This window comes from Roseinatronobacter monicus, assembly GCF_006716865.1.
In the GTDB taxonomy this organism is placed as follows: Bacteria; Pseudomonadota; Alphaproteobacteria; order Rhodobacterales; family Rhodobacteraceae; genus Roseinatronobacter; species Roseinatronobacter monicus.
Genome location: NZ_VFPT01000001.1, coordinates 3,480,546 through 3,503,546, shown reverse-complemented (window position 1 = coordinate 3,503,546; position 23,001 = coordinate 3,480,546). Strand labels below are relative to the sequence as shown.

Annotated in this window: 24 protein-coding genes; 18 read left to right on the top strand and 6 right to left on the bottom strand. The window is 59.3% G+C overall.

Annotated elements, in window-relative coordinates; translation table 11 throughout:
• Positions 1 to 138: 138 nt before the first annotated feature.
• From rplS to BD293_RS16635, 3 genes are all read left to right on the top strand, one after another.
• Entirely contained in the window at positions 139 to 519 is a 381-nt protein-coding gene (rplS, locus tag BD293_RS16645; RefSeq protein WP_142083689.1) for a 50S ribosomal protein L19, read from the top strand.
• A gap of 11 nt (positions 520 to 530) precedes the next feature.
• Complete coding sequence (gene rpmE, locus BD293_RS16640) at positions 531 to 752, top strand: 50S ribosomal protein L31 (protein WP_142083688.1); 222 nt, start codon at positions 531 to 533, stop codon at positions 750 to 752.
• A gap of 156 nt (positions 753 to 908) precedes the next feature.
• Positions 909 to 1,718 (top strand): division plane positioning ATPase MipZ, encoded by an 810-nt coding sequence (locus BD293_RS16635; RefSeq protein WP_142083687.1) that lies wholly within the window; start codon positions 909 to 911, stop codon positions 1,716 to 1,718.
• Here BD293_RS16635 and BD293_RS22765 read toward each other — a convergent pair.
• From BD293_RS22765 to BD293_RS16620, 4 genes are all read right to left on the bottom strand, one after another.
• Positions 1,708 to 1,884 (bottom strand): hypothetical protein, encoded by a 177-nt coding sequence (locus BD293_RS22765; protein ID WP_170207169.1) that lies wholly within the window; start codon positions 1,882 to 1,884, stop codon positions 1,708 to 1,710. The genes BD293_RS16635 and BD293_RS22765 overlap by 11 nt on opposite strands.
• Before the next feature lie 151 nt (positions 1,885 to 2,035).
• Positions 2,036 to 3,532 carry a TRAP transporter large permease gene (locus BD293_RS16630; protein WP_142083686.1) on the bottom strand — a complete coding sequence of 499 codons (1,497 nt, stop codon included), beginning with the start codon at positions 3,530 to 3,532 and terminating at the stop codon, positions 2,036 to 2,038.
• Complete coding sequence (locus BD293_RS16625) at positions 3,529 to 4,113, bottom strand: TRAP transporter small permease (protein ID WP_142083685.1); 585 nt, start codon at positions 4,111 to 4,113, stop codon at positions 3,529 to 3,531. Before BD293_RS16625 ends, BD293_RS16630 begins: the two co-directional genes overlap by 4 nt.
• A gap of 75 nt (positions 4,114 to 4,188) precedes the next feature.
• The gene (locus BD293_RS16620) at positions 4,189 to 5,235 is read right to left on the bottom strand and encodes a TRAP transporter substrate-binding protein (protein WP_142083684.1); all 1,047 of its coding nucleotides are present in this window, start codon (positions 5,233 to 5,235) and stop codon (positions 4,189 to 4,191) included.
• A 277-nt stretch (positions 5,236 to 5,512) separates the two neighbouring features.
• Here BD293_RS16620 and BD293_RS16615 point away from each other — a divergent pair, with 277 nt between their 5' ends.
• From BD293_RS16615 to paaZ, 9 genes are all read left to right on the top strand, one after another.
• The gene (locus BD293_RS16615) at positions 5,513 to 6,367 is read left to right on the top strand and encodes a PaaX family transcriptional regulator (protein ID WP_142083681.1); all 855 of its coding nucleotides are present in this window, start codon (positions 5,513 to 5,515) and stop codon (positions 6,365 to 6,367) included.
• Between the two features lie 136 nt (positions 6,368 to 6,503).
• Complete coding sequence (pcaF, locus tag BD293_RS16610; protein WP_142083679.1) at positions 6,504 to 7,709, top strand: 3-oxoadipyl-CoA thiolase; 1,206 nt, start codon at positions 6,504 to 6,506, stop codon at positions 7,707 to 7,709.
• Positions 7,710 to 7,724: 15 nt separating this feature from the next.
• Complete coding sequence (gene paaA, locus BD293_RS16605; protein WP_142083677.1) at positions 7,725 to 8,702, top strand: 1,2-phenylacetyl-CoA epoxidase subunit PaaA; 978 nt, start codon at positions 7,725 to 7,727, stop codon at positions 8,700 to 8,702.
• 83 nt (positions 8,703 to 8,785) lie between these two features.
• Positions 8,786 to 9,070, top strand: coding sequence for a 1,2-phenylacetyl-CoA epoxidase subunit PaaB (gene paaB, locus BD293_RS16600; RefSeq protein WP_142083674.1), 285 nt, complete (start codon positions 8,786 to 8,788; stop codon positions 9,068 to 9,070).
• Positions 9,070 to 9,840 carry a 1,2-phenylacetyl-CoA epoxidase subunit PaaC gene (paaC, locus tag BD293_RS16595; protein ID WP_142083672.1) on the top strand — a complete coding sequence of 257 codons (771 nt, stop codon included), beginning with the start codon at positions 9,070 to 9,072 and terminating at the stop codon, positions 9,838 to 9,840. The genes paaB and paaC overlap by 1 nt, the downstream gene beginning before the upstream one ends.
• Positions 9,804 to 10,340, top strand: a complete 537-nt coding sequence (gene paaD / locus BD293_RS16590) for a 1,2-phenylacetyl-CoA epoxidase subunit PaaD (RefSeq protein ID WP_246086335.1) — start codon at positions 9,804 to 9,806, stop codon at positions 10,338 to 10,340. The genes paaC and paaD overlap by 37 nt, the downstream gene beginning before the upstream one ends.
• A gap of 10 nt (positions 10,341 to 10,350) precedes the next feature.
• Positions 10,351 to 11,421, top strand: a complete 1,071-nt coding sequence (locus tag BD293_RS16585) for a 2Fe-2S iron-sulfur cluster-binding protein (protein WP_142083670.1) — start codon at positions 10,351 to 10,353, stop codon at positions 11,419 to 11,421.
• A 12-nt stretch (positions 11,422 to 11,433) separates the two neighbouring features.
• The gene (locus BD293_RS16580; protein WP_142083667.1) at positions 11,434 to 12,186 is read left to right on the top strand and encodes a Phenylacetic acid catabolic protein; all 753 of its coding nucleotides are present in this window, start codon (positions 11,434 to 11,436) and stop codon (positions 12,184 to 12,186) included.
• Positions 12,186 to 14,237, top strand: coding sequence for a phenylacetic acid degradation bifunctional protein PaaZ (paaZ, locus tag BD293_RS16575; protein WP_142083665.1), 2,052 nt, complete (start codon positions 12,186 to 12,188; stop codon positions 14,235 to 14,237). The genes BD293_RS16580 and paaZ overlap by 1 nt, the downstream gene beginning before the upstream one ends.
• Before the next feature lie 15 nt (positions 14,238 to 14,252).
• Here the strand turns inward: paaZ and BD293_RS16570 are convergent, their stop codons facing one another.
• Entirely contained in the window at positions 14,253 to 14,843 is a 591-nt protein-coding gene (locus BD293_RS16570; protein ID WP_142083662.1) for a transglycosylase SLT domain-containing protein, read from the bottom strand.
• A 199-nt stretch (positions 14,844 to 15,042) separates the two neighbouring features.
• On the opposite strand from BD293_RS16570, the gene BD293_RS16565 reads away from it, so the two are divergent.
• From BD293_RS16565 to BD293_RS16540, 6 genes are all read left to right on the top strand, one after another.
• Positions 15,043 to 15,831: a flagellar motor protein MotB gene (locus BD293_RS16565; RefSeq protein ID WP_142083660.1), complete on the top strand. Its 789-nt coding sequence runs from the start codon at positions 15,043 to 15,045 to the stop codon at positions 15,829 to 15,831.
• Between the two features lie 68 nt (positions 15,832 to 15,899).
• Positions 15,900 to 17,210, top strand: coding sequence for a flagellar hook protein FlgE (locus BD293_RS16560; protein WP_142083658.1), 1,311 nt, complete (start codon positions 15,900 to 15,902; stop codon positions 17,208 to 17,210).
• 25 nt (positions 17,211 to 17,235) lie between these two features.
• Entirely contained in the window at positions 17,236 to 18,690 is a 1,455-nt protein-coding gene (flgK, locus tag BD293_RS16555) for a flagellar hook-associated protein FlgK (protein ID WP_142083656.1), read from the top strand.
• A complete protein-coding gene (locus tag BD293_RS16550) occupies positions 18,690 to 19,709 on the top strand; it encodes a hypothetical protein (RefSeq protein WP_142083653.1) in 1,020 nt (339 codons plus the stop codon). Before flgK ends, BD293_RS16550 begins: the two co-directional genes overlap by 1 nt.
• Positions 19,706 to 20,818 (top strand): flagellar basal body P-ring protein FlgI, encoded by a 1,113-nt coding sequence (locus BD293_RS16545; RefSeq protein ID WP_142083651.1) that lies wholly within the window; start codon positions 19,706 to 19,708, stop codon positions 20,816 to 20,818. The genes BD293_RS16550 and BD293_RS16545 overlap by 4 nt, the downstream gene beginning before the upstream one ends.
• A 344-nt stretch (positions 20,819 to 21,162) precedes the next feature.
• A protein-coding gene (locus BD293_RS16540) for an IS630 family transposase (RefSeq protein WP_142084307.1) occupies positions 21,163 to 22,310 on the top strand; the annotation gives its coding sequence in 2 pieces (ribosomal slippage) (positions 21,163 to 21,610 and positions 21,610 to 22,310; 1,149 coding nt in all).
• Positions 22,311 to 22,461: 151 nt separating this feature from the next.
• On the opposite strand, the gene BD293_RS23140 is transcribed toward BD293_RS16540, so the two are convergent.
• Positions 22,462 to 22,992, bottom strand: coding sequence for a fasciclin domain-containing protein (locus BD293_RS23140; RefSeq protein ID WP_246086375.1), 531 nt, complete (start codon positions 22,990 to 22,992; stop codon positions 22,462 to 22,464).
• Positions 22,993 to 23,001 lie beyond the last annotated feature (9 nt).

The following is a 23,001-nucleotide window of genomic DNA, read 5'->3' as shown; positions in this document are numbered from 1 at the left end:
AGGATCAGGCATCGGGCGCGACAAGAAGACAAGCGTGACCTATCTCTGGCGGGCATTTTGATGGACCCGGTCGAAGACCAGAGCTCTTGGCCAGCATCACCGACACGGAAAAACCGTGTGTATATGAGAGGATTTGCGATGAACCTGATCGCACAGATAGAAGCCGAGCAGATTGCAGAGCTTGGCAAAGACATTCCCGATTTCAAGGCGGGCGACACCATCCGCGTTGGCTACAAAGTGACCGAGGGCACGCGCTCGCGGGTTCAGAACTTTGAAGGCGTGTGCATCGCGCGCAAGGGCGGCGCGGGTATCGCAGCGTCCTTCACCGTGCGCAAAATCTCGTTCGGCGAAGGTGTGGAACGCGTATTCCCGCTGTATTCGACCAATATCGACAGCATTGCAGTTGTACGTCGTGGCCGTGTGCGTCGTGCGAAACTGTATTATCTGCGCGATCGTCGCGGTAAATCTGCCCGCATCGTCGAAAAGACCAACTACCGCCCGCTTAACGCGAAAGCCTGAGGAGCGCAGCCATGAAATCCGAGACTCATCCCGAGTACCACCTGATCAACGTCAAGATGACCGATGGCACCATCGTCCAGATGAAATCGACATGGGGCGCCGAAGGCGACACCTTGTCGCTGGATGTCGATCCAAGTGTGCACCCTGCCTGGAATGGCGGCAGCAGCCGTCTGCTGGACACCGGTGGCCGCGTGTCGAAGTTCAAGAACAAATATGCCGGTCTTGGTTTCTGAAACCAACCCGCATGACAGTTTGGAAAGGCGCGGGAAACCGCGCCTTTTTTGTTTTGCGACAAAGCTTTGGCCGCATGGATGAGAATGCTTGTATCCGCGTTGCTGCCAGCCTAGACGGACGCAGGCATAGTCTGGAAATTTAGCGGGGCATTCACGATGGCGCATATCATCGTAGTCGGCAATGAAAAAGGCGGCAGTGGAAAATCAACTGTTTCGATGCATGTGTCGGTTGCACTGGCGCGCATGGGCCAGCGTGTCGGCGCGATGGATCTGGACCTGCGCCAGCTGAGTTTCGGGCGCTATATCGAGAACCGGCGCAACTGGGCCAAACGCTCGGGCGTCGATCTGCCCAGCCCGCGATTTCAGCCCCTGCCCGATGTCGCGGATTTCGACTTGCCCGACGGGCCGCAACTGCATGACGCCCGCATGAGCGCGGCGCTGGAGGCGTTGAGTGCGGATTGCGACTACATCATCATTGATTGCCCCGGTTCCTACACACGGCTTAGCCAGTTCGCGCATTCAGTGGCCGATACCCTGATCACCCCGATCAATGACAGTTTCATTGATTTCGATTTGCTTGCGCGCACAGACCCCGAAACCGGCGAGGTTTTATCCCCCTCGATCTATTCCGAAATGGTCTGGAAGGCGCGCCAGACCCGCGCACAGGCAGGGCTACGACCTTTGAACTGGGTGGTGTTGCGCAACCGGATGGGGACCACGGCGATGCATAACAAGCGCAAGGTGGGCGACGCGTTGGAAGTGTTGTCACGGCGTATCGGGTTCCGGCTTGCACCCGGTTTCAGTGAACGCGTCGTGTTTCGGGAATTGTTCCCCAAGGGGCTGACACTGATGGACCTGCGCGATCTGGGGACCGAGTCCATGACGATGTCTCATATCGCAGCCCGGCAGGAGTTGCGCGACCTTATGGGCGCGCTGGAACTGCCGGAATTACAGGTCAGTGTTTGAAATAGCCACGCTCTGGCAGACGTGCGCCCAGACTTTCTGACAGCAGATCAATCCGCGAGTTCACGCGCGTGTCGACCGGAATCGCATTGGCCTTGCCACGTGACAAGAATGGCAGTGCGGCATCGCTGCTTTTGCTGGCGCTGGCGTCAGAAAAGAATTGGAACATCGGCTCATCACTCCAAGTGGTTAACAAGGTCAGATTGCTTGGCCGTGAAGGCAGAAATGTGGCCGCTTAGGGGCCATTTTCCGAATTTACATTTTCTGACATCAGACCGCGCGCCGCAGCCCCAGCATCTAAACCGCAGTCTGGTTGCGTATTACACCGAGATCAGGAACAGCGTGATTGCGGGAAACGCGACCAGGACCACCACCCGGATCAGATCAGAGGCAACAAAGGGCATGACAGCACGGTAGGTGTCCGTGATCTTGGTCTTTGGGTCCATCGCGTTGATGACAAACAGGTTCATGCCCACAGGTGGCGTAATCAGGCCCACCTCAACCACAATCAGCACCAGAATGCCGAACCAGATGGCCGTCATCTCGATATTCGCACGCTCCAGCGCCAGTTCATTCACGCGGCGCAAACCAAGCGCCTGAATCTGCTCGCGCGTCAACTCGGCCCCTGCGCCAAGGGCGGCCTCGATACTTCGCAGCATTTCCGGCGCGACCTCGACCCCGGCGCGGATCGCCTCGCGGGCGCGGGCGGCGTGTAGATCGGCCATAGTGACGAAGTTGAAATCCAGCTCCATCATGATCGGCCAGAAAATCGGGATCGTCAGCAGGATCATGGACAGGCTGTCCATCACGCACCCAAGGATCAGATAGAAACACAAGATCAGGACCAGCACCATAATCGGGCTGAAACCAGAGCCGCCGACCCATGCGGCAATGCTTTGCGGCACCTGCGTCAACGCCAGAAACCCGTTATAGAAGGCCGCGCCAAAGATGATGAAAAAGATCATCGCGCTGGAACGTGCTGTCACATAAAAGCTTTCCGCCAGCGTCTTGCGGGTCAGCCCGCCATTGACCCATGCAATCAACCCGGTGCCAAACGCCCCCACAGCGGCCCCTTCGGTCGGTGTGAACCAGCCTGCATAAATGCCACCCACAACCAGCCCGAACACCACCATCACCGGCCAGACCTTGACCAGCGCTCGGAACCGCTCGCCATAGGCGACACGCGGGCGCGTGCCTGCTGAATCGGGGTTCACCCGCACATAGATGGAAATCACAACCACATAGCCCAGCGCCGCCATGATACCGGGAATAAAGGCGGCCAAGAACAGCTTGGCGATGTTCTGCTCGGTCAGGATCGCATAAATCACTAGCACGACCGAGGGCGGGATCAAAATGCCCAGTGTGCCGCCCGCCGCCAGCGTCGCTGTGGAAAACCCGCCCGCATAGCCGTAGCGCTTGAGTTCAGGCAGTGCCACGCGCCCCATTGTGGCTGCGGTCGCCAGCGAAGACCCGCAAATCGCCCCAAACCCCGCGCTGGAGCCAATCGCCGCCATCGCCACGCCACCCTTGCGGTGGCCCAGAAACCCCTCGGCGGCCTTGAACAGCGCCTGAGACATGCCCCCCAATGTGGCGAAATGGCCCATCAACAGGAACATCGGGATGATCGACAGCGAATAGCTGGCAAAGGTGGTAAAGGTTTCGGTTTGCAGGCGTGAAAACGGCATGTTCGTGCTGCCTGTCACCAGCACCAGCCCGACCAGCCCTGCAAGGAACATGGCCAGCCCAATGGGCACGCGCAGAAAGATCAGGGTCAGCAGGGCCGGAAAGGACAGCAGCCCGATGGTCATCGCGCTCAATGTTCGCTCTCCCCGCCTTCGCCGATAATGTCCGCGCCGGTCACGGCCTCAAGCATCCGAACATACACCATATACAGCGCAACAATCACCGCCGCAGAGGCCGCAACCATACAGGCGGCATAGGGCCACCAGACCGGCCATTCCAGCAAATAGGTCGTCTGGCCGGTACGCATCCGGCTGGACATGCCAATCGACAGACGCCACGCAATCAGCGCAATCGCGCCCAGAAAGATTACCTCGATAATCAGGCGCAGCCACCGGTTCGTTGTGTCGTGCAGAAAAGATGTGAAAATATCGACACGCGCATGCCCTGACGTGATCTGGCACAGCGGCAGAAAGCAAAATACTGCAAAACCCATGCCCAATTCCGTCAATTCATAATCACCATAGATCGGCCCAAGGCCCAACCCCAGCATCCATGCCGCAAGGCCGGGGGCCAGTGTCTGGACCAGATCAGAATTCAGCGCCGCGCTGGCATGTCTGCCAAGAATGGAAACGCAGGTCATCAGGATCAGCGCCGACAGCACAATGCCCCCGACCATCGCCAAACCGCGCGACACTGTCATCATGACTGAATGCATGTTGGTCATACCCTTGCAGCCCTGCGTGGAACAGGGCGGCCCCGTTTATTGGCCGCCCCCCGACTGCGTGTTTGTTTAGTCCGCAGCCTCATATTCGGCCATCAACTCGCGTGCTCGGTCAATCAGGGCCTGACCATCCTTGCCGCGCCCTTCCATATCCGCGATCCAGCGGTCATAGATGGGTTCGGCAAGCGCCTTCCATTCTTCCGCTTCATCGGCGGAAATGGTGATGATGTTGTTGCCCATATCCTCGGCCATCTCGCGGCCCGGTGCGTCGTAATCCTGCTGCGTTCCGCCCGCGAAGATCGAGAATTCCAAACCGGAATTGGAATCGATCACCTCTTTCAGGTCATCAGGCAGCGCGTCATAGGTGGGCTGATGCATCGCCAGAACGAAGGTCACAGTATAGAGCATCTCGCCTTCAAACTCTGTGTGGTTCTCGACCAGTTCGGGAATGCGCAGCGACGGGGTCACTTCCCACGGCATGACCGCCCCGTTGATGACACCGCGTGACAGCGATTCAGGGGTTTGTGCAATCGGCATGCCGACAGGTGTGGCGCCCAGCGCTTCGAGCAGTTGTACCGTCAGCCGCGACGGACCACGCAACTGCATTCCGCGCAGATCCGAGGGTTGCGCCACAGGGTCTTCGGTGTGAATAACCCCCGGCCCATGCACCCATGTCGCCAGCATCTTCACATCGGCGAATTCTTCCTGCATCGATTCTTCGAACATTGTCCAATAGGCGTGCGATGCGGCGCGGGCATCTGTCACCATGAAGGGCAACTCGAACACTTCCGTGCTGGGGAAACGCCCCGGTGTCAGGCCCACAACGGTCCAGATCACATCGGCACTGCCTGATACGGCCTGATCATACAACTCGCCCGGTGTGCCGCCCAGTTGCATGGATGGGTAGCGGTCCACCTTGATGCGGCCTTCGCTGTCCTCCTCGACGCGATCGGCCCAGACATCCAGAATATGCGTTGGCACATTGGCCTGTGCTGCCAGAAAATGGTGTAGCGTCAATGTGACCTCTTGGGCCAGCGCCGCGCTGCTGCTCAGTCCAAGGCCAAGAGCACCTATTGCGGCGCCTCCCATCAGCCCTAAAAGCGGTCTGCGTTCCATTACAATCTCCTCCCGTAAGATAATGTTGCATCCGCAACGATCTATGTGAAAGCACAAGACTCCCTCTCATGCTACTGTTTTTTCGACCGAGCGGTTGATTTTGTTTGTTTTGCAGCCCGCGCTGTTCATCCGGCCTTGGAAACAGGGTTTCACATGCCATGCAGATTGGACTGTCGCGGTGCCGCATTGCAAGGATTGATTCGCAAGGCGCAGTTGCACATAGCGGCGGCTGCGGGCACAGTGGCGAGCGATTGGGGCGATTGGCGCAAGGACAGACATGGGCGCTGCGACATTTTCTGACCTGACGCTGCCACAACCCATTCGTGCGGGCAGTTTCATTGTCACAGTGTTTGGCGATGTCATCGCCCCGCGCGGTGGCGAAGTCTGGATCGGCAATCTTATCGAATTCTGCGCGCCCTTCGGGATCAGTGAAACCCTGATCCGCACGGCCGTATCCCGCCTTGTCAGCGCCGAGCAACTGATCGGCCTGCGCAAGGGGCGGCGCAGTTTCTACCGCCTGACCGATGCTGCGCGCGCCGAGTACAGACAGGCGGCGGACATCATTTACGGGCCTGCAGATGACCTGCCGTGGCGGGTATTGTTCTTCGCACAGGGCGCTGCCGCCACACAGATTGCAGCGATGGGCCTGCATGGGTATGTTGCGCTAAATGACCTCTGCGCCTTTGGGCCTGCGCGCGGGCCTGTTCCCGACGGCGCGCTTGCCCTGACTGCGCCCATCGACGGGGCGCAGGACCAGTTACCGGGTTTGGGCGCAACGCTCTGGGATCTGGACGCGTTGGGGCAGGAGTATGAGGGTTTTCTGACACTGGCGGCGCAGGTCGAACAGATGGGCCACCTTCCCCCGCCTGACGCACTGCAAGCACGTGTCCTGCTGGTCCATGCGTTCCGCCAGATCATCCTGCGCGACCCCCGTTTGCCCAGCGCGGCCCTACCGCCCGATTGGGCCGGTCAGCGCGCCCGCAAGCAATTTGCCCAAGCCTATCTGGCGCTGAGTGATGCGGCTGATTCGCATGTTGCAGCGTGTTTTCAAGGTGCAGACGGGTTGTTGGAGACGCTCAATCCAGAAGGGGTCAGCCGTTACGATCTGTTGCGCAGAAGCGTTAATATCTGAAAAATCACGGTTTTCCATGGTCTGCCGGACAAAGCGTCACAACTTTCTGAAAATTTAGCTTTGAGATGTGACATATCAGGCGTAATATATGACTAATCGGTCGGTAATACCCGTCCGCGCTTTGGGAGGAGCAGGTTTGCCGCACGCCTTTATTTGTGACGCACAGCGCACCCCGATCGGGCGCTATGGGGGCGCACTCGCGTCCATCCGCGCCGATGATCTGGCGGCGATTCCGTTGCGCGCACTCATGGCGCGGCACTCCAGGCTGGATTGGGCGCTGATTGAGGATGTGATCTATGGCTGCGCCAATCAGGCGGGCGAAGATAACCGCAATGTCGCGCGCATGGCTTCGCTTTTAGCGGGATTGCCCGTCGATGTGCCGGGGATCACAGTGAACCGCCTATGCGCTTCGGGTCTGGACGCGGTCGGCATGGCCGCGCGGGCCATCCGCGCGGGCGATTGCGGGCTGATGTTGGCAGGCGGCGTGGAAAGCATGAGCCGCGCGCCCTTTGTGATGCCAAAGGCCGATGCCGCCTTTTCGCGCGCCAATGCCGTCTATGACACAACCATCGGCTGGCGGTTTGTGAACCCGCAGATGAAAGCGCAATATGGCACCGACTCCATGCCCCAGACCGCCGACAATGTCGCTGCGGATTGGAATGTGTCACGCGCCGATCAGGACGCATTCGCGCACCGGTCGCAAACGCGCTGGGCACAGGCGCAGGAAAACGGATGCTTCGCAGACGAGATTTGCGCTGTTGAAGTGCCGCAACGCAAGCGCGATCCTCTGGTTATCGCGCGTGATGAACACCCCCGCCCCGACACCACGCCTGACACACTGGCCAAACTGCGCGGGATAAACGGGCCAGAGTTAAGCGTCACGGCTGGCAATGCCAGCGGTGTGAATGATGGTGCGGCGGCGCTGCTGCTGGCCTCCGAAGACATGGCCCGCGCGCAGGGCCTGACACCCCGCGCCCGTGTCGTGGCGATGGCCGCCGCCGGGGTTGCCCCGCGCGTGATGGGCATTGGCCCGGTACCGGCAGTGCGCAAGGCACTGGCGCTTGCAGGGCTGACAATTGACGATATGGACCTGATCGAGCTGAACGAGGCATTTGCCGCGCAGGCGCTGGCCGTGCTGCGCGATCTTGGCCTGCCCGACGATGCCTCTCATGTGAACCCCAATGGCGGTGCGATTGCGATGGGCCATCCGCTGGGTGCCTCCGGCGCGCGGCTGGTAACGGCCGCCATGTGGGAATTGCACCGCCGGGGTGGGCGCTACGCATTGTGCACGATGTGCGTAGGTGTGGGCCAAGGTGTCGCCCTGATACTGGAACGAGTCTGACCAAGGAGTCCTGTCATGTATGCACAGATGGTAAAATCCGAAGCGAGTAATGACGACCCCGAACAGCTTGCCGCCTTTCAGGCACGCATTGACGCGGGCGAGAAGATCGAGCCGAAAGACTGGATGCCCGAAGGCTATCGCAAAACACTGATCCGCCAGATCGGCCAGCATGCCCATTCCGAAATTGTAGGCCAATTGCCCGAAGGCAACTGGATTACCCGCGCCCCCACGCTAGAGCGTAAGGCCATTCTGCTGGCCAAGGTGCAGGACGAGGCAGGGCATGGGCTGTATCTGTATTGCGCGGCAGAAACATTGGGCATTTCGCGCGACGAGATGACCGAGGCGCTGTTGTCGGGCAAAATGAAATATTCTTCCATTTTCAATTATCCGACCCTGACATGGGCCGATATGGGCGCGGTCGGCTGGCTGGTCGATGGCGCTGCAATCATGAATCAGGTACCCCTGCAACGCACCAGCTTCGGCCCCTATGCCCGCGCGATGGTCCGCATCTGCAAGGAAGAAAGTTTCCACCAGCGCCAAGGCTATGACATCATGATGAAAATGGCCCAAGGGACGCCCGCGCAAAAAGCGATGGCGCAAGATGCGCTGAACCGGTTCTGGTATCCAAGCCTGATGATGTTCGGCCCGTCCGACAAGGATTCAGTCCATTCCGCGCAAAGCATGGCGTGGAAGATCAAGATGAACACCAATGACGAATTGCGCCAGAAATTCGTCGACCAGACCGTGCCACAAGCCGAGTATCTGGGTCTGACCGTGCCCGACCCTGCGGTGCAATGGAACGCAGAGAAGGGCGGCTATGATTTCTCGGAACCCGACTGGGCCGAGTTTTTCGAGGTCATTAAGGGCAACGGCCCCTGCAATGCCGAGCGGATCGAGGCGCGGCAAAAGGCATGGGATGATGGCGCGTGGTTCCGTGACGGGTTGATGGCGCATGCGCAAAAACAGGCTGCGATACAGGTTGCGGCAGAGTAAATCCTCTCGATCAGGGGGCTTCGCCCCCTACGGCCTGCGGCCTACCCCGAGAGTATTTTTAGCAAGAAAATGAGGATATGGACATGTCCACTGAGTGGCCTTTGTGGGAGATTTTCATTCGCGGCCAGCATGGGCTGAACCATCGCCATGTAGGCAGCCTGCATGCGCCCGATGCCGAGATGGCCGTGAAACATGCACGCGATGTCTATACGCGGCGCAATGAAGGTGTCAGCATCTGGGTGGTGCCGTCGAATGCGATCACGGCGTCGAGCCCGTCGGACAAAGGACCCTTGTTTGAGCCATCGAATGCCAAAGTGTATCGGCACCCGACATTTTTCGACATTCCCGACGAAGTGGGGAAGATGTGATGGCTGTGGCGCTGGATCTGGATGTGGCCCTGTTTGAAGGGCTGTGCCGCTTGGGCGACAGCACGCTTGTGCTGGGGCACAGGGTGTCGGAATGGTGCGGCCATGCGCCCGTGCTCGAAGAAGATATCGCATTGGCAAATGTCGCGCTGGACCTGATCGGGCAGACGCAGATGTGGCTGGGGCTGGCCGGCGAGGTGGAGGGCAAGGCGCGCGATGCGGATGCACTGGCTTTTCGCCGCGATGTCTGGCATTTTCGCAACCTGCTGCTGGTCGAGCGCCCGAATGGCGATTTCGGCCAGACCCTGATGCGCCAGTTCCTGTTTGACGCATGGCACCAGCCAATGTTGAAAGCGCTGGAAGGGTCCAGCGACCCGCGCATCGCCGCGATTGCGGCCAAGGCGGGCCGCGAAGTTGCCTATCATCTGGAACGCTCCGCCGATCTGGTGATCCGGCTGGGCGATGGCACGGCTGAAAGCCATACGCGCATGCAAACCGCGCTTGAGCGGCTGTGGCCCTATACGGGCGAGATGATGATGAGTGATGACACCGACCGTGCATTGGCAGAGGCCGGGATCATGCCCGCGCCCGACAGCATCCGGCCACAATGGGAGGCGTTGGTGGCCGAAGTTCTGTCCGAGGCAACGCTGAAAGCGCCCGATCAAATCTTTATGCACAAGGGTGGCAAGCAGGGCACGCATTCGGAGCATCTGGGCCATATGCTGGCGACCATGCAATGGCTGCAACGCGCCTATCCGGACGCGACATGGTAGAGCTGGCGCAGGTCTGGGACTGGCTGGCAGAGGTGCCTGATCCCGAAATACCCGTCATCTCGGTCACCGATCTGGGGATCGTGCGCGATGTGGCCTATGAGGGCGACACTCTGGTGGTGACGGTGACGCCCACTTATTCGGGGTGCCCCGCCACCGCCGTGATCAATTTCGAGATCGAGAAAGCCCTGCGCGCGCAAGGGGTGGAAAAGCTGCGGCTGGAGCGGCGCCTTGACCCGCCATGGACCACGGACTGGTTGGCACCCGCAGCGCGCGAGAAGCTGCGCGCTTATGGCATCGCACCGCCCATTGACGGGACTGGGGCGCAAGGGGTGGTTGCAGGCCGGATCAACCGGTTGACGGGCGCCGCGCTGACCGTACCCTGCCCGCGCTGCGGGTCAGCGCAGACGCAAAAGGTTAGCCAGTTCGGGTCAACCCCGTGCAAGGCCGCCTATCAATGCCGCGACTGTCTGGAACCGTTCGATTATTTCAAATGTATCTGAGGGCCGAGAGATGAGCCGTTTTCACCCGTTGCAAGTGACCGAAGTGCAGCATGACACGCGCGACTCTGTGATCGTGACGTTGCAGCCCACGGAGGCCGAGGCGTTTCGCTTTGTTCAGGGTCAATACCTGACCTTCCGCCGCGACTTTGACGGGCAGGAGATACGGCGTTCTTACTCGATCTGCTCGGGGCTGGATGATGGCAGCCTGCGAGTGGGGATAAAGCGGGTGGACGGGGGCGCGTTTTCCACATGGGCCAATGAAAATCTTGCCCCCGGTGACATGCTGGAGGCGATGCCGCCTGCGGGCAATTTCCATGTGCCGCTGACCCCCGATCAGGGTCGGCACTACTTGGGCTTTGCGGGCGGGTCCGGCATTACACCTGTGCTGTCGATCATCCGCACAGTACTGGCGAGAGAGCCGAAAGCGCGCTTCACGCTGGTCTATGCCAATCGGCAGATCAGCTCGATCATGTTCCGCGAGGAGTTGGAAGACCTGAAGAACATGCATCTGGGCCGGTTGACGGTGCTGCATGTGCTGGAACAGGACGCGCAAGAGATCGAGTTGTTCACGGGCCGCATTGATGCGGGCAAAATGGCGGCGCTGTTTACCCATTGGATCGACCCTGAATCAGTGGATATGGCCTTTATCTGCGGGCCAGAGCCGATGATGCTGACAATTGCGGGCGCGTTGCGCGATCATGGGCTGGAAGAAGGGCAGATCAAGTTCGAGCTGTTCGCCTCGAACCAGCCGGGGCGGTTGGCGCAAAGTGCAAAAGCACAGGCGCAGGCCGCGCGCGGCAAGACCTGCGCGCTGACCATCACACTGGACGGCACCACCCGCAACCTTAGCCTGCCGCTGGATGGCACTTCGGTGCTGGATGCCGCCCTTGGCGCGAGCCTTGATGCGCCTTTTGCCTGCAAGGCCGGTGTCTGTTCGACCTGCCGCGCCAAGGTGTTGGAGGGCGAGGCAGAAATGGCCGTGAACCACGCGCTGGAGGATTACGAGGTGCGCCAAGGCTATGTGCTAACCTGCCAGTGCCTTGCGCTGAGTGACCGGCTGGTCATCAGCTATGATGAATAGGGGGACGCAGCCATGAGCGAGATGCCGATTGAAGATTATCTGGCACAGGGCGGGCGGCTGACCTCACCCGGAAATGTGCCGCCGCGTTACCGGGGTGAGGTGCTGCGCCTGATGGCGGCCTTTGTGGATAGCGAATTGGCGGCGTCTGCCGGGTTTGCAGATGTGATCAATGATGCGCCGGGCATCACCTCTCGCATCGCCAGTGCGCGGATTGTGCTGGAAAAGGCCGATCATGCGGGGCGCGTGCTGAAAGTGATGGCCGATTTCGGGGCCGACACCTCGCGCTATGTGGGCACACACCCTTGGGCCGCGCGAGTGGCGCGCGACGCCGATATCGGGGCAGCGCGGCAGGGTGGCGATATGCGGCTGGCGGTGTTTCACTACCCGTTCACCGGCTGGGCCGATGCGGTTGTGATGAATGTGCTCCAAGGGGCGGCAGCGGTCATTCAGGTGCAGGAATTTGCGCGCATGTCCTATCAGCCGCTGGCAGAGGTGTTTCGCGCGATCCTGCCGGTTGAGGTGCGCCATGCTGAACTTGGGCGCGAAGGGCTGGCACAGATCATGGCGACCGACCCAGAGGGCGTGCGCACCTCGGTTCAATATTGGCACCCGCGTGTTAGCTTGGGCTTTGGCGCGAAGGACTCGCAGCGCTTTGCAATGCACCAGCGCCTTGGGCTGCGGCACCGCCCCAACGCCGAGATGCTGGCCGAGTGGCAAGCGACAGTTGCGGCGCAGCTGTCTGAACACGGATTGAAAGTTGACTGATGCTTGATGTGAAACAGCCCCCTCGTCTGGAAAGCTATATCTGCGGCGCATGGCGTGCAGGCAGTGGCAGCGCCAAACCGTTGCGCGATGCCGCCACAGGCGCGGTGGTCGCCGAGATCGATTCCGCGGGACTGGATTTCGCCGAGGCACTGGCCTACGGGCGCGCCGCTGGCGGGGCGTTGCGCGCGATGAAACTGCATGAGCGCGCGCTGATGCTCAAGGCGCTGGGCTTGAAGCTGATGGAGCAGAAGGACGCCTTTCATGCGCTGTCCCTCGCCACAGGGGCCACGCCGAAAGACGGGCAGATTGATATCGAGGGCGGCATTGGCACGCTTTTGAACTACGCGTCCAAGGCACGGCGGGAATTGCCCAATACCCGCGTGCTGACCGATGGTGTGGTCGAACCCTTGTCGAAAGATTCCAGCTTTTCCGCGCAGCATATCCTGTCGCCCATGCGCGGGGTTGCGGTGCACATCAACGCGTTCAACTTTCCGATCTGGGGGATGCTGGAAAAACTCGCGCCCAATCTGCTGGCCGGCATGCCCGCGATTGTGAAACCGGCCAGCCAGACCGCCTATCTGACCGAATTGATGGTACGCCGGATTATTGAGACGGGGCTGTTGCCCGAAGGCAGTTTGCAACTTGTCTGCGGCGGTGTCGGTGATCTGCTGGATCATGTGACGGGGCAGGATGTCGTCACCTTTACCGGGTCGGCCAGAACCGGGCAGATGTTGCGCGCGCATCCCGCGATCATCGGCAATTCCACCCGTTTCACGATGGAAGCAGACAGCCTGAACGCCTGTATTCTTGGCCCCGACGCAACGCCAGACTCCCCCGAGTTTGACCTGTTCATCCGCGAAGTGGTGCGCGAGGTGACGGCCAAGGCAGGCCAGAAATGCACCGCCATTCGCCGCGTCATCATCCCGCGCGCGCAGGCCGATGCCGTGCGCGCAGCACTTGCCGCCAAGCTGGGCGCAATTCCCGTGGGCTTGCCCGGTGACAAGACCACCCGCATGGGAGCGCTGGCCAGTCTGGACCAGCGCGAAGATGTGCGTCGCGCGATTGCCACATTGGCCAGCGATGCAGAGATCATCTTCGGCAACCCGGACTCTGTGCAGGTCACAACTGGCGATCCTGAAACCGGCGCATTCCTGAACCCCGTGTTGCTTTATGCCGATCAGCCGATGCAGGCGCGCGCGATCCACGAGGTCGAAGCTTTTGGCCCTGTCGCCACGCTGATGCCCTATGATGATCTGGGGCAGGCGTCGGAACTGGCCGCGATGGGCAAAGGCTCGCTTGTGTCGTCGCTGTTCACCAATGCGCCCGATGTGGCCGAAGAGGTGGTGCTTGGCCTTGCCCCCTTTCATGGCCGCGTCATGATCGGCAACCGTGACAGTACCAAATCATCAACCGGCCACGGCTCTCCCTTGCCGATGCTGGTGCATGGCGGGCCGGGGCGCGCTGGCGGGGGCGAGGAACTGGGCGGTATGCGCGGCTTGCACCATTACATGCAGCGAACTGCCATTCAGGGCGCACCGCGCCTGTTGGCCGCTGTCACCGGGCGTTGGCTGGACGGGGCAGAAGTCCGCGCAGGCAAGCACCCGTTCCGCAAATCCTTGGCCGAATTGCGCATCGGCGACCAGCTTGTCACCGAACAGCGCGAAATCACGCTTGCAGATATCGCGCATTTCGCAGACTTCACCGGCGACACGTTCTACGCCCATATGGATGAGGATGCCGCCCGCGCCAACCCGTTCTTCGAGGGGCGCGTGGCACATGGCTACTTGATCGTGTCTTTCGCTGCCGGGCTGTTCGTGCAGCCCGATCCGGGGCCGGTACTGGCCAATTACGGCATCGACAACTTGCGGTTCCTGACCCCGGTTTATCCCGGCGACAAGTTGGGCGTGCAGCTGACGTGCAAGGACATAAACCCCCGCGCAGAAGGGGATTATGGCGAAGTGCGCTGGGATTGTCAGATCAGCAAGGACACTGGCGAGCTTGTCGCGCTGTATGATGTGCTGACGATGGTTGCGAAAACCTGGCCTGCCTGACCGGCAGGCCAGTCGTCAGCGGCGCCCACATCCGCGCAACTGCTGGTCATACATGGCCGCCCGAGATGCAACGCGATCAGCAACCCCTAGCAGCCAAGGCTTGGAGTTATACGACCCACGCCGAAAACCTGTATGCCCCTCATGATAGGCCAGATACTGGTTGCGCGCATCACTCAGCGCAATGCCGTTGCGTTCGCGGGTCTTGTTCGTATACCAGCCAACGAAATCAGTGGCGTCGCGGATATTGGTGCGCGATGATCTGCGATTGCCAACCTCGCTGACATATTCATCCCAAGTGCCGTCCAGCGCTTGCGAATAGCCCAGCGCCGAGGATTGCCGCCCCATCGGGATCACGCCCAGCGTATAGCGCACAGGGGTCCGTGCATCGCCAATGAACCGGCTTTCCGCATGGATAATCGCCATCTGCACTGGCACGGGCAGGCCCCAACGTCGTTCTGTTGCACGCATGGCTGCAAAATATTGCGGGCGTTCCCGCTCCATCAGGCAGGCATTTTCAAGATTCCGCGGTGCGGAGAATTGCGCATCGCGTCTGCCACAGGCGGCAAACGTCGCAACCACCATCACAAGGAGGATCAGTCTGCTCATTTCGACCTCAATATTTTTTTACCTACAATAGCGAAAGACGTAATATTTGTAACCCCCATGTGGTTAGTGATGCTGACGTTTAGCGCAATATACCTGCTTCTGATGTGAATGTGATCTGAAGCCATGCAATCTGCGCCTGTTAACACCCTGTTCAATCCTTCGCGGTAATCTGGCCTTGGGTGTTGAAACAGGTGGGATCATGCAGAAAACTGACAATGTCAGGCCGATTATTATCAAGCGCAAGAAAGTTATCGCCGGGGGTGGCCACCATGGCGGCGCGTGGAAAGTTGCTTATGCAGATTTTGTGACAGCCATGATGGCGTTTTTCCTGATGCTCTGGCTATTGGGGTCGGTGACAGACGACAAGCGCAAGGGAATTGCCGATTATTTCTCGGACACGCGGACAATTCGCAGCGACTCCGCGGGTGGAAGCGACCTGTTTGGCGGAACATCATTGTCGGTCGAGCATTCGATAACCGACACTGTTGCCACGCTGGAGAAATACCAGTCAGAGGTTTTTGCCCTTGAGCGCGTCATGGAGGCGTTGATGGATTTTGCGGCGCAGGATGAAAACCTTGCAGCGGCGTTTCATCATGTCGCAATCCGTATGAGCGATGAAGGCTTGATCGTGGAGCTGTTTGATCTGGAACACCAAAGCCTGTTTGAGGATGTCACAAATACCCCCAGCCCTGTGCTGGAATTTTTGATCGCCTCTATCGCTGATGCGTTTCGCACAGTGGTTAATCCGGTGGCGATCGGGGCGCATTCGCGCAGCTTCCCGTCGGTCTTTCTGGAAAACCCGGTCTGGCCTGTCTCAATGGATCGGGCGACCAAGGTGCATGTCTTGCTGGAAAACGCAGGCTTGCCCCAGACACGGGTCAATCGGGTCACGGGCCATGCCGACCAATCACTGGCAGATCAGGTGTCAACCGCAGCGCGCAACAATCGGGTCGAGCTGATCTTGCTACGCCAGTTCGCACCGGACTGACCTGTTAGGGGGAAATTAAGGCTCAAGCTCCATACTCATCTTGAGAATCATCTTGGAATGGAGCGGATATGAGCATCTCGTCATCAATGAATGCAGGCGTTGCGGGGCTGCGCGCAAACGCGACACGGCTTGCGACGATTTCCGACAACATCGCCAATTCGGCAACCTATGGGTATCGCCGCGCGCAAACATCGTTTCACTCTATGGTGGTCGGGTCGGGGATTGCGGGGCAGGGAACCTATGCGGCTGGTGGTGTCCGCACGACAACCCTGCGGCAAGTCGATCAGGGGGGGTCATTGCTCGGAACTCAGAACGCCACCGATATTGCCTTGTCAGGGCGTGGCTTTCTGCCCGTGACAACCGAACTTGGCGCAAAATTGCAAGACGGGTCCGCGCCGCTGCTTCTGGCGACAACCGGATCATTCCGCCAAGATGCGAATGGCTATCTGCGAAACGACGCCGGAAATACATTGCTTGGCTGGCCCGCCATTCTGGACGGGTCCGTCCCGGCCTTCCCGCGCGACAGCACGGCGGGTCTGCGGCCCATCAAGATCGAGGTCAATCAACAGGCATTTTCCGAAACATCTCGTATAAATTTCGGTGTCAATCTGCCTGCATCCGCAACTCTGGCAACCGCAAATGGGGAACCATTGCGAATGTCTGTAGAGTTCTTTAATTCGCTCGGCCTGCCAGAGATGATTGATGTCGAACTTACCCCGAATGTAGGGGCAGTACAAAACACGTGGCAAATGCGCCTCGAACATGCGCAAACCGGCGCGCTGCTGGGTGATTATGATCTGGTCTTTGATGACACGCCCGGACAGGGCGGCACATTGGCGTCTGTCGCAGTCGCCGGTGGCGGCGGCCTTGGGGATTATGACCCGGTCAGCGGCGCGATCACCCTCGATATCGCGCCGCAGCAGATAGAATTCTATATCGGCCGCTATGGCGAGAATGGGGGCCTGGCCCAGCGGGGAACATCCTTCTCTCCCGCCGGAATTGAACAAAACGGGTCCGGCGCGGGCAATCTTGTCGGCCTTATGGTCGATGCCAATGGCAATCTGGATGCTGTGTATGATCAGGGCTTTCGCAGAACCCTGTACCGCATCCCCATCGTGGATGTTCCAAATCCGAACGGTCTGACCTCGATGAACTCGCAAACCTTTCAAGTGTCCCGCGACAGCGGTGCCTTCTTCCTATGGGATGCAGGCAACGGCCCTGTAGGTGAATTTGTGGGCTTCTCCTTGCAAGAATCCGCAACAGATGTCGCGGCAGAGTTGACAGGGCTGATCCAGACCCAGCGCGCCTATTCGTCAAACGCAAAGGTTATCCAGACATTTGACGAGATGTTTCAGGAAACAACCAATATCAAGCGCTGATCCCACCACCGCATGAGGCCATATCATGTCTTTGTCACTATCGCTCTCTGCCGCCCTGAGTGGCCTCAGCCTGACCGCCCGCGGCACCCAACTTGTCGCGGACAATATCGCCAACGCCCAGACCGAGGGGTATGGCGTCCGCGCGCTTACACAAGCCGCGCGCGTAACCGGCCTGGAGGGAAGTGGCGTGATGAGCACAGGCATCACACGCGATGTCGACCCGATGCTGCTGGCCGATCTGCGCCATGCCAAGGCGCTCAAGTCACAAGATGATGTCCTGTCGGACTTCTGGACACGGATCGAATCTGTGTTCGGGATGCCTGATGAACCCGGCGGGCTGACCAATCTCATCAATGCGCTGGAAGTGTCGCTTCAACATGCCGCTACCCAACCAGACTCTGACGCGCTTTTGCACAAGGTCAGTCAGGCAGCCACAGACATCGCGCGCAGCTTTGCCACATTGAACGACACGCTTAAGGTTCAGCGCGACACGGCCGATTCCGGCATCGCAAATGACGTCGGGGCGCTCAATCAATCACTTCGCGCCATTGCCGACCTCAATGACAAGATACAAAAACAAACCTTGCTGGGCGGTGCGCCTGAAAGCCTGATGGATGCCCGGCAACGCCTCATTAACGATGTGTCGAGCATTGTTTCCATCCGCGAAATCCCCCGAAATGATGGCCGCGTCATGGTGATGGGCCAAGATGGATCGATCCTCGTTGACCGAACTGCGGCGCAATTCGGCTTCGTCCGAACTCAGGCTCCCGGCCCCGGCGATACCATTGAGAACGGCGCCCTGTCGCATGTCACCCTCAACGGTCGGAACTTACACTCTGAAAACGCGCTGTTCTCAGCCGGGCGGTTGGGGGCATTGCTGGAAATTCGTGATATCATAGCCCCCACCGTTCAAAACCAGTTGGATACACGCGCCCAAGATCTGATCACCCGTTTCAGCCAGCCAGATCTTGACCCCAGTCTGGCACCCGGTGCGTTCGGCCTATTTTCGATGGCGAATATGTCCGGTTTGCCCGCAGATTTAACAGGCAGCGCAGGCCAGATTCGGCTGAACCCTATGGCCGATCCGGGCAGTGGCGGCGCAGTGTGGCGGCTCCGGCATGGTCTGGGTTTGAGTACGGAACCACTTGGCATGACACTGGACAATACGCTCCTCTCCAAAATGCTGGGTGCGCTGAACACGCCATCCCCGTTGCCAGCCGGAACCCATGCCGCAAAACCTGCCGCCGCGCACGCATCTGACGCGCTATCGATGATCGCCGCGAAACGCCTTGCGCAGGACCAGCGCGGGGCCGTCAACATGGCCCGCGTCTCAGCACTCGAAGATGCATTCGCCGCGCGCGGCGTGGATACCGACGCGGAACTGAGCAAGCTGCTGGTTCTTGAACAAGCCTACGCAGCCAATGCGCGGGTCATCGCAACCGTCGATGCAATGTGGCGTTCGCTGCTGGAGATCAGATAATGAAAGCACTCACATTCGGGGACATGGCGCAGCGCCTTGCGTTGCAACGCCAGGGCACTGGCTTGAAGCGGTCGGTCGCAACCCTGTCTCATGAACTGACGACCGGCGCTGTGAAAGACAAGGCCAGCAAACTGCGCGGTGACTTCTCAATGCTCTCAAGCGTGACCAATGCGATGAATATGGCATCCGCGCGCAAGACAAGCGCACAATCTGCCGGAATATTCTTGTCGTTGCAGCAGTCCATTCTGGGCAACCTGAGCACCACAGCGCAGTCTGGAGTCTTGGAGCAGATTGTTCGCAACACCACTGCGAATGGCGGGGAAATATCGGGCGGCATCGACATGATGGCGCGCAAATTTCAGGAGTCCGTGTCGCAGCTGAATACCAATTTCGCGGGACGCGCGCTGTTTGCAGGCATATCAGGCAATGGCACAGCATTGATTGCTGCCGATGACATGCTTGACGCAATGCTCAGTGATCTGACGACAGCATTGCCCGCAGGCGCTGACGCAGAGGCGGCGCAAGCATTTATTGCGGGGTGGTTCGCCGATGGGGGCCAGTTCGACGCAACCGCATATCTGGGCGGTCCCCCCATCCCCGAAAGGGTGGCGCTTGGTCACGGTGTAACTGTCGGCGTCGAGATAACAGCACAAGATCAGAGTATCAGGGAGTTTCTGGCAGCATTGGCAACAGGCGCGATCCTGTCAAAAGGGCTGTTTGAAGGCGATCTGCCCCAGCAAAAGGCGATGCTTGAACGGGCTTCTTTCAGTCTGGCGGCATCAGAAAAGTCCCTTATCGGGTTGTCCGCCCGCCTTGGCGTGGAGGAAGAACGCGCCTCAATCGGGCGCGCGAGAGCCGAGGCAGAGCACACCGCAATGGCGATCACACGAGCAGAGCTGACAGAAGCTGATCCATATGAAACGGCCATGCGGCTGGAACAGGCGATCACGCAGCTTGATATGATTTACAACCTGACCGCACGGCTTTCGCGGCTGTCACTATCGGCCTATCTGCGATGATCCGATACCATTTCAGAACATTCATATTGTCATGTATCCTGACCCTGTTCGCCTTGACGGCCGGGGCTTCGGTCAGGCTGAAAGACCTTGTCGAATTTGACGGGGTTCGGGGCAATGATCTGTTGGGCTATGGGCTGGTCGTGGGGCTGGACGGGACCGGTGACGGAATACGGAACTCTCCGTTCACCGAAGATATATTGTCCAACATTCTGGAACGGCTGGGGGTCAATGTAACGGGTGAGCAGTTTCGCCCGAGAAATGTCGCAGCGGTCATCGTAACCGCCACACTGCCGCCCTTTGCGCGCGCAGGGGGACGTGTCGATGTGACAGTATCGGCGATTGGTGATGCAAGCAGCCTGCTTGGGGGCACTTTGGTCATGACACCCCTGAACGGGGCGGATGGGGCGATTTATGCGGTTGCACAGGGCGCAATCATCGCAGGGGGTGCTGCGGCAGAGGGGCAGGCGGCGCGGGAGGCGCGGGGTGTTCCGACCTCTGGCTCAATTCCGCTGGGGGCGCGAGTCGAGCGCGAAGTGGATTTCGAGTTGGCCAGTCTGGAGCGCATTCGACTGGCACTACGCGTCCCCGACTTCACGACCGCATTCCGGATCGAGGAGCGCGTGAACCTTGAATTCAACCAACGTGTTGCGACGATGACCGATTCCGGGACGGTTGAGTTGGATCTGCGCAACTTGAAGGTCGCGTCTGCCGCACATGCGCTCGCTCGCATCGAAAACCTCAGGATCGTTCCGCAAATGCGGGCCCGTGTCGTTGTGGATCAGCGCTCTGGCACGATCGTCATTGGCGAGGATGTCCGGATCAGCCGCGTTGCAGTTGCACAAGGCGGGCTGACTTTGCGGGTCGAGGAAACGCCGCTTGTGGTACAACCCAATCCGTTTGCGCAAGGCGAAACCATCGTCGTTCCGCGCACAGCAGCCCAGATTGAAGATGCGCCACCACTTGCGCTGGCAGAACTGCAAGGCGGCACCACGCTTTCCGACATCGTCGCGGGACTGAACGCACTGGGGGTCGCCCCGCGTGACATGATTGACATACTGAACAGTATCAATGCAGCCGGTGCCCTACATGCCGAGTTGATTGTGCGGTGATGCGCCAGCTTTCTCAGGGGCGGGATAGGCGGTTGCCTCTGGTTCCTCTTGAACTGCCGGCAGTTTCTGGCAGAGGCGATTTCAAGCAGGGTCTGGTTGCGCAGCGTCTCTGCGAGATCGCTAAGAGGCACTCTGTGTGATATGCTTGCCACCACGAAGATACCCAGCCCATAAGAAGATACCCAGCCCATAAAATGTTGCACGGAAATACGGTTCTTGATCGCTATTCCGATCTGCCGCGCCTCTATGGTCGAGCGGAAACTAGTGCCTCGCTTCGGGGTATTTGACAGCTTTGATTTTTTCTGAATCTCTGTGGAGCGTAGCAGCTTTCTGGGGGTGAGATGATGACAAGAGGGTGCAAGCCGAAGTATGTAGTTCGACTGACGACAGAGGAGCGTGAACACCTTGAAGGGATGATCAGAACGGGTCGGCAAGCCGCCTACAGACTGCTGAAGGCGCGGATTTTGCTGAAGGCGGATGTGTCCTCTGATGGCCCGGGATGGGAAGATGCGCGCATTGCCGAGGCATTAGAGACCAGTCTCTCGACTGTTTTCCGCACCCGGCGCCAACTTGTGGAGGAAGGGCTTGAGGCGACTTTAGCGCGCAAAGTTCCAGCGTCGCTTTCACAACCTCGGATCTTCGATGGGCAAGCCGAGGCCAAGCTGATCGCGCTTGCCTGTTCCGAACCACCCGAAGGATATACGCACTGGACACTCAGGTTGTTGGAAAAGCGGGTTGTCGAACTGGGCATTGTTGAGCAGGCCAGTGATACCACAATCCAACGCACGCTTAAAAAAACGCGCTCAAACCGCACCGGAACCGGTACTGGGTAATCCCACCCAAAGCCAACGCTGGTTTCGTGGCGGCCATGGAGAATGTGCTGGACGTCTACACCCGTCCACACGATCAAAACCGTCCGCTGGTTTGTCTGGACGAGACCAGCAAACAATTGACCCGTGAGACCCGCACACCCATTCCCATGCAGCCAGGGCGCGAGGCGCGCCATGACTACGAATATGAACGCGCAGGTGTCGCCAGCCTGTTCATGTTATTCGCTCCTCTGGAGGGCTGGCGCCACGTCGAGATACGCGATCGACGCACTGCCATCGATTATGCCCATATCCTGCGCGATCTGGCTGATCTCCACTTTCCCTATGCCGAAAAGATCGATCTCGTGCAGGATAATCTGAACACCCACAACCCTGCATCGCTGTACGAGGCTTTCCCGCCTGCCCAAGCGCGCCGCATCGCACAACGGTTCGAATGGCACTACACGCCAAAACATGGGTCTTGGCTCAACATCGCTGAATGTGAACTCAGCGTCCTCGCTCGCCAATGTCTGGCCCGGCGCATCCCGGACAAAACTATGCTGAAGGCCGAAGTCGATGCATGGACAACAAATCGCAACTCCCAACGCGCCAAAACCAACTGGCAGTTCACAACTCAAGACGCGCGCACAAAGCTTATCCGGCTTTATCCGCAAATCGAGTGAATCGCAGGACTAGGCGGGCGCTGATCGGGCCATATTTTGCGCGAAACCTGTGCCCGGTCTTTAGTTTTACATACCGGATAAGGCCCAAGCGTTGATCAAGATCGCGGATCTGGCAAGGCGGGGTCAGACCCGCCTTGCCGCATTACTGCTATCAGCGCGGAAGAAGCACACCATCAACGACGTGGATCACACCGTTGGATTGGTTCACGTCAGCAACACTGACCAGATAGGCATTGCCGTTCTCATCGAAGATATAAACATCGCCCGATGGACGGACCTGTGCGGATAATGCAGCCCCAGAGACCGCGTTGAAGTGATGAAACCCGTCCGATGAAGCACGCGCCATCGACGCAAGCTCTGCGGCCGAGATATTGCCAGCGACAACGTGGCTGGTCAGGATTCCAGCCAGCATATCGCGGTTTTCTTCCATCAGCAGCGTCTCGACCGTGCCATCGGGCAGCGCGTCAAATGCAGCGTTGGTGGGTGCAAAGACGGTAAACGGCCCAGCGCCTTCCAATGTCTCGACAAGGCCCGCGGCTTGCACCGCTGCAACCAGCGTTGTGTGATCCGCCGAGTTTACAGCGTTCTCGATGATGTTGCGATCCGCGAACATCGGCGCGCCGCCAACCATTGGGTTATCCCCTGCATCCATACCACTTTCCATTGGCGTGTCGCCCTGCATCGCGGCGTC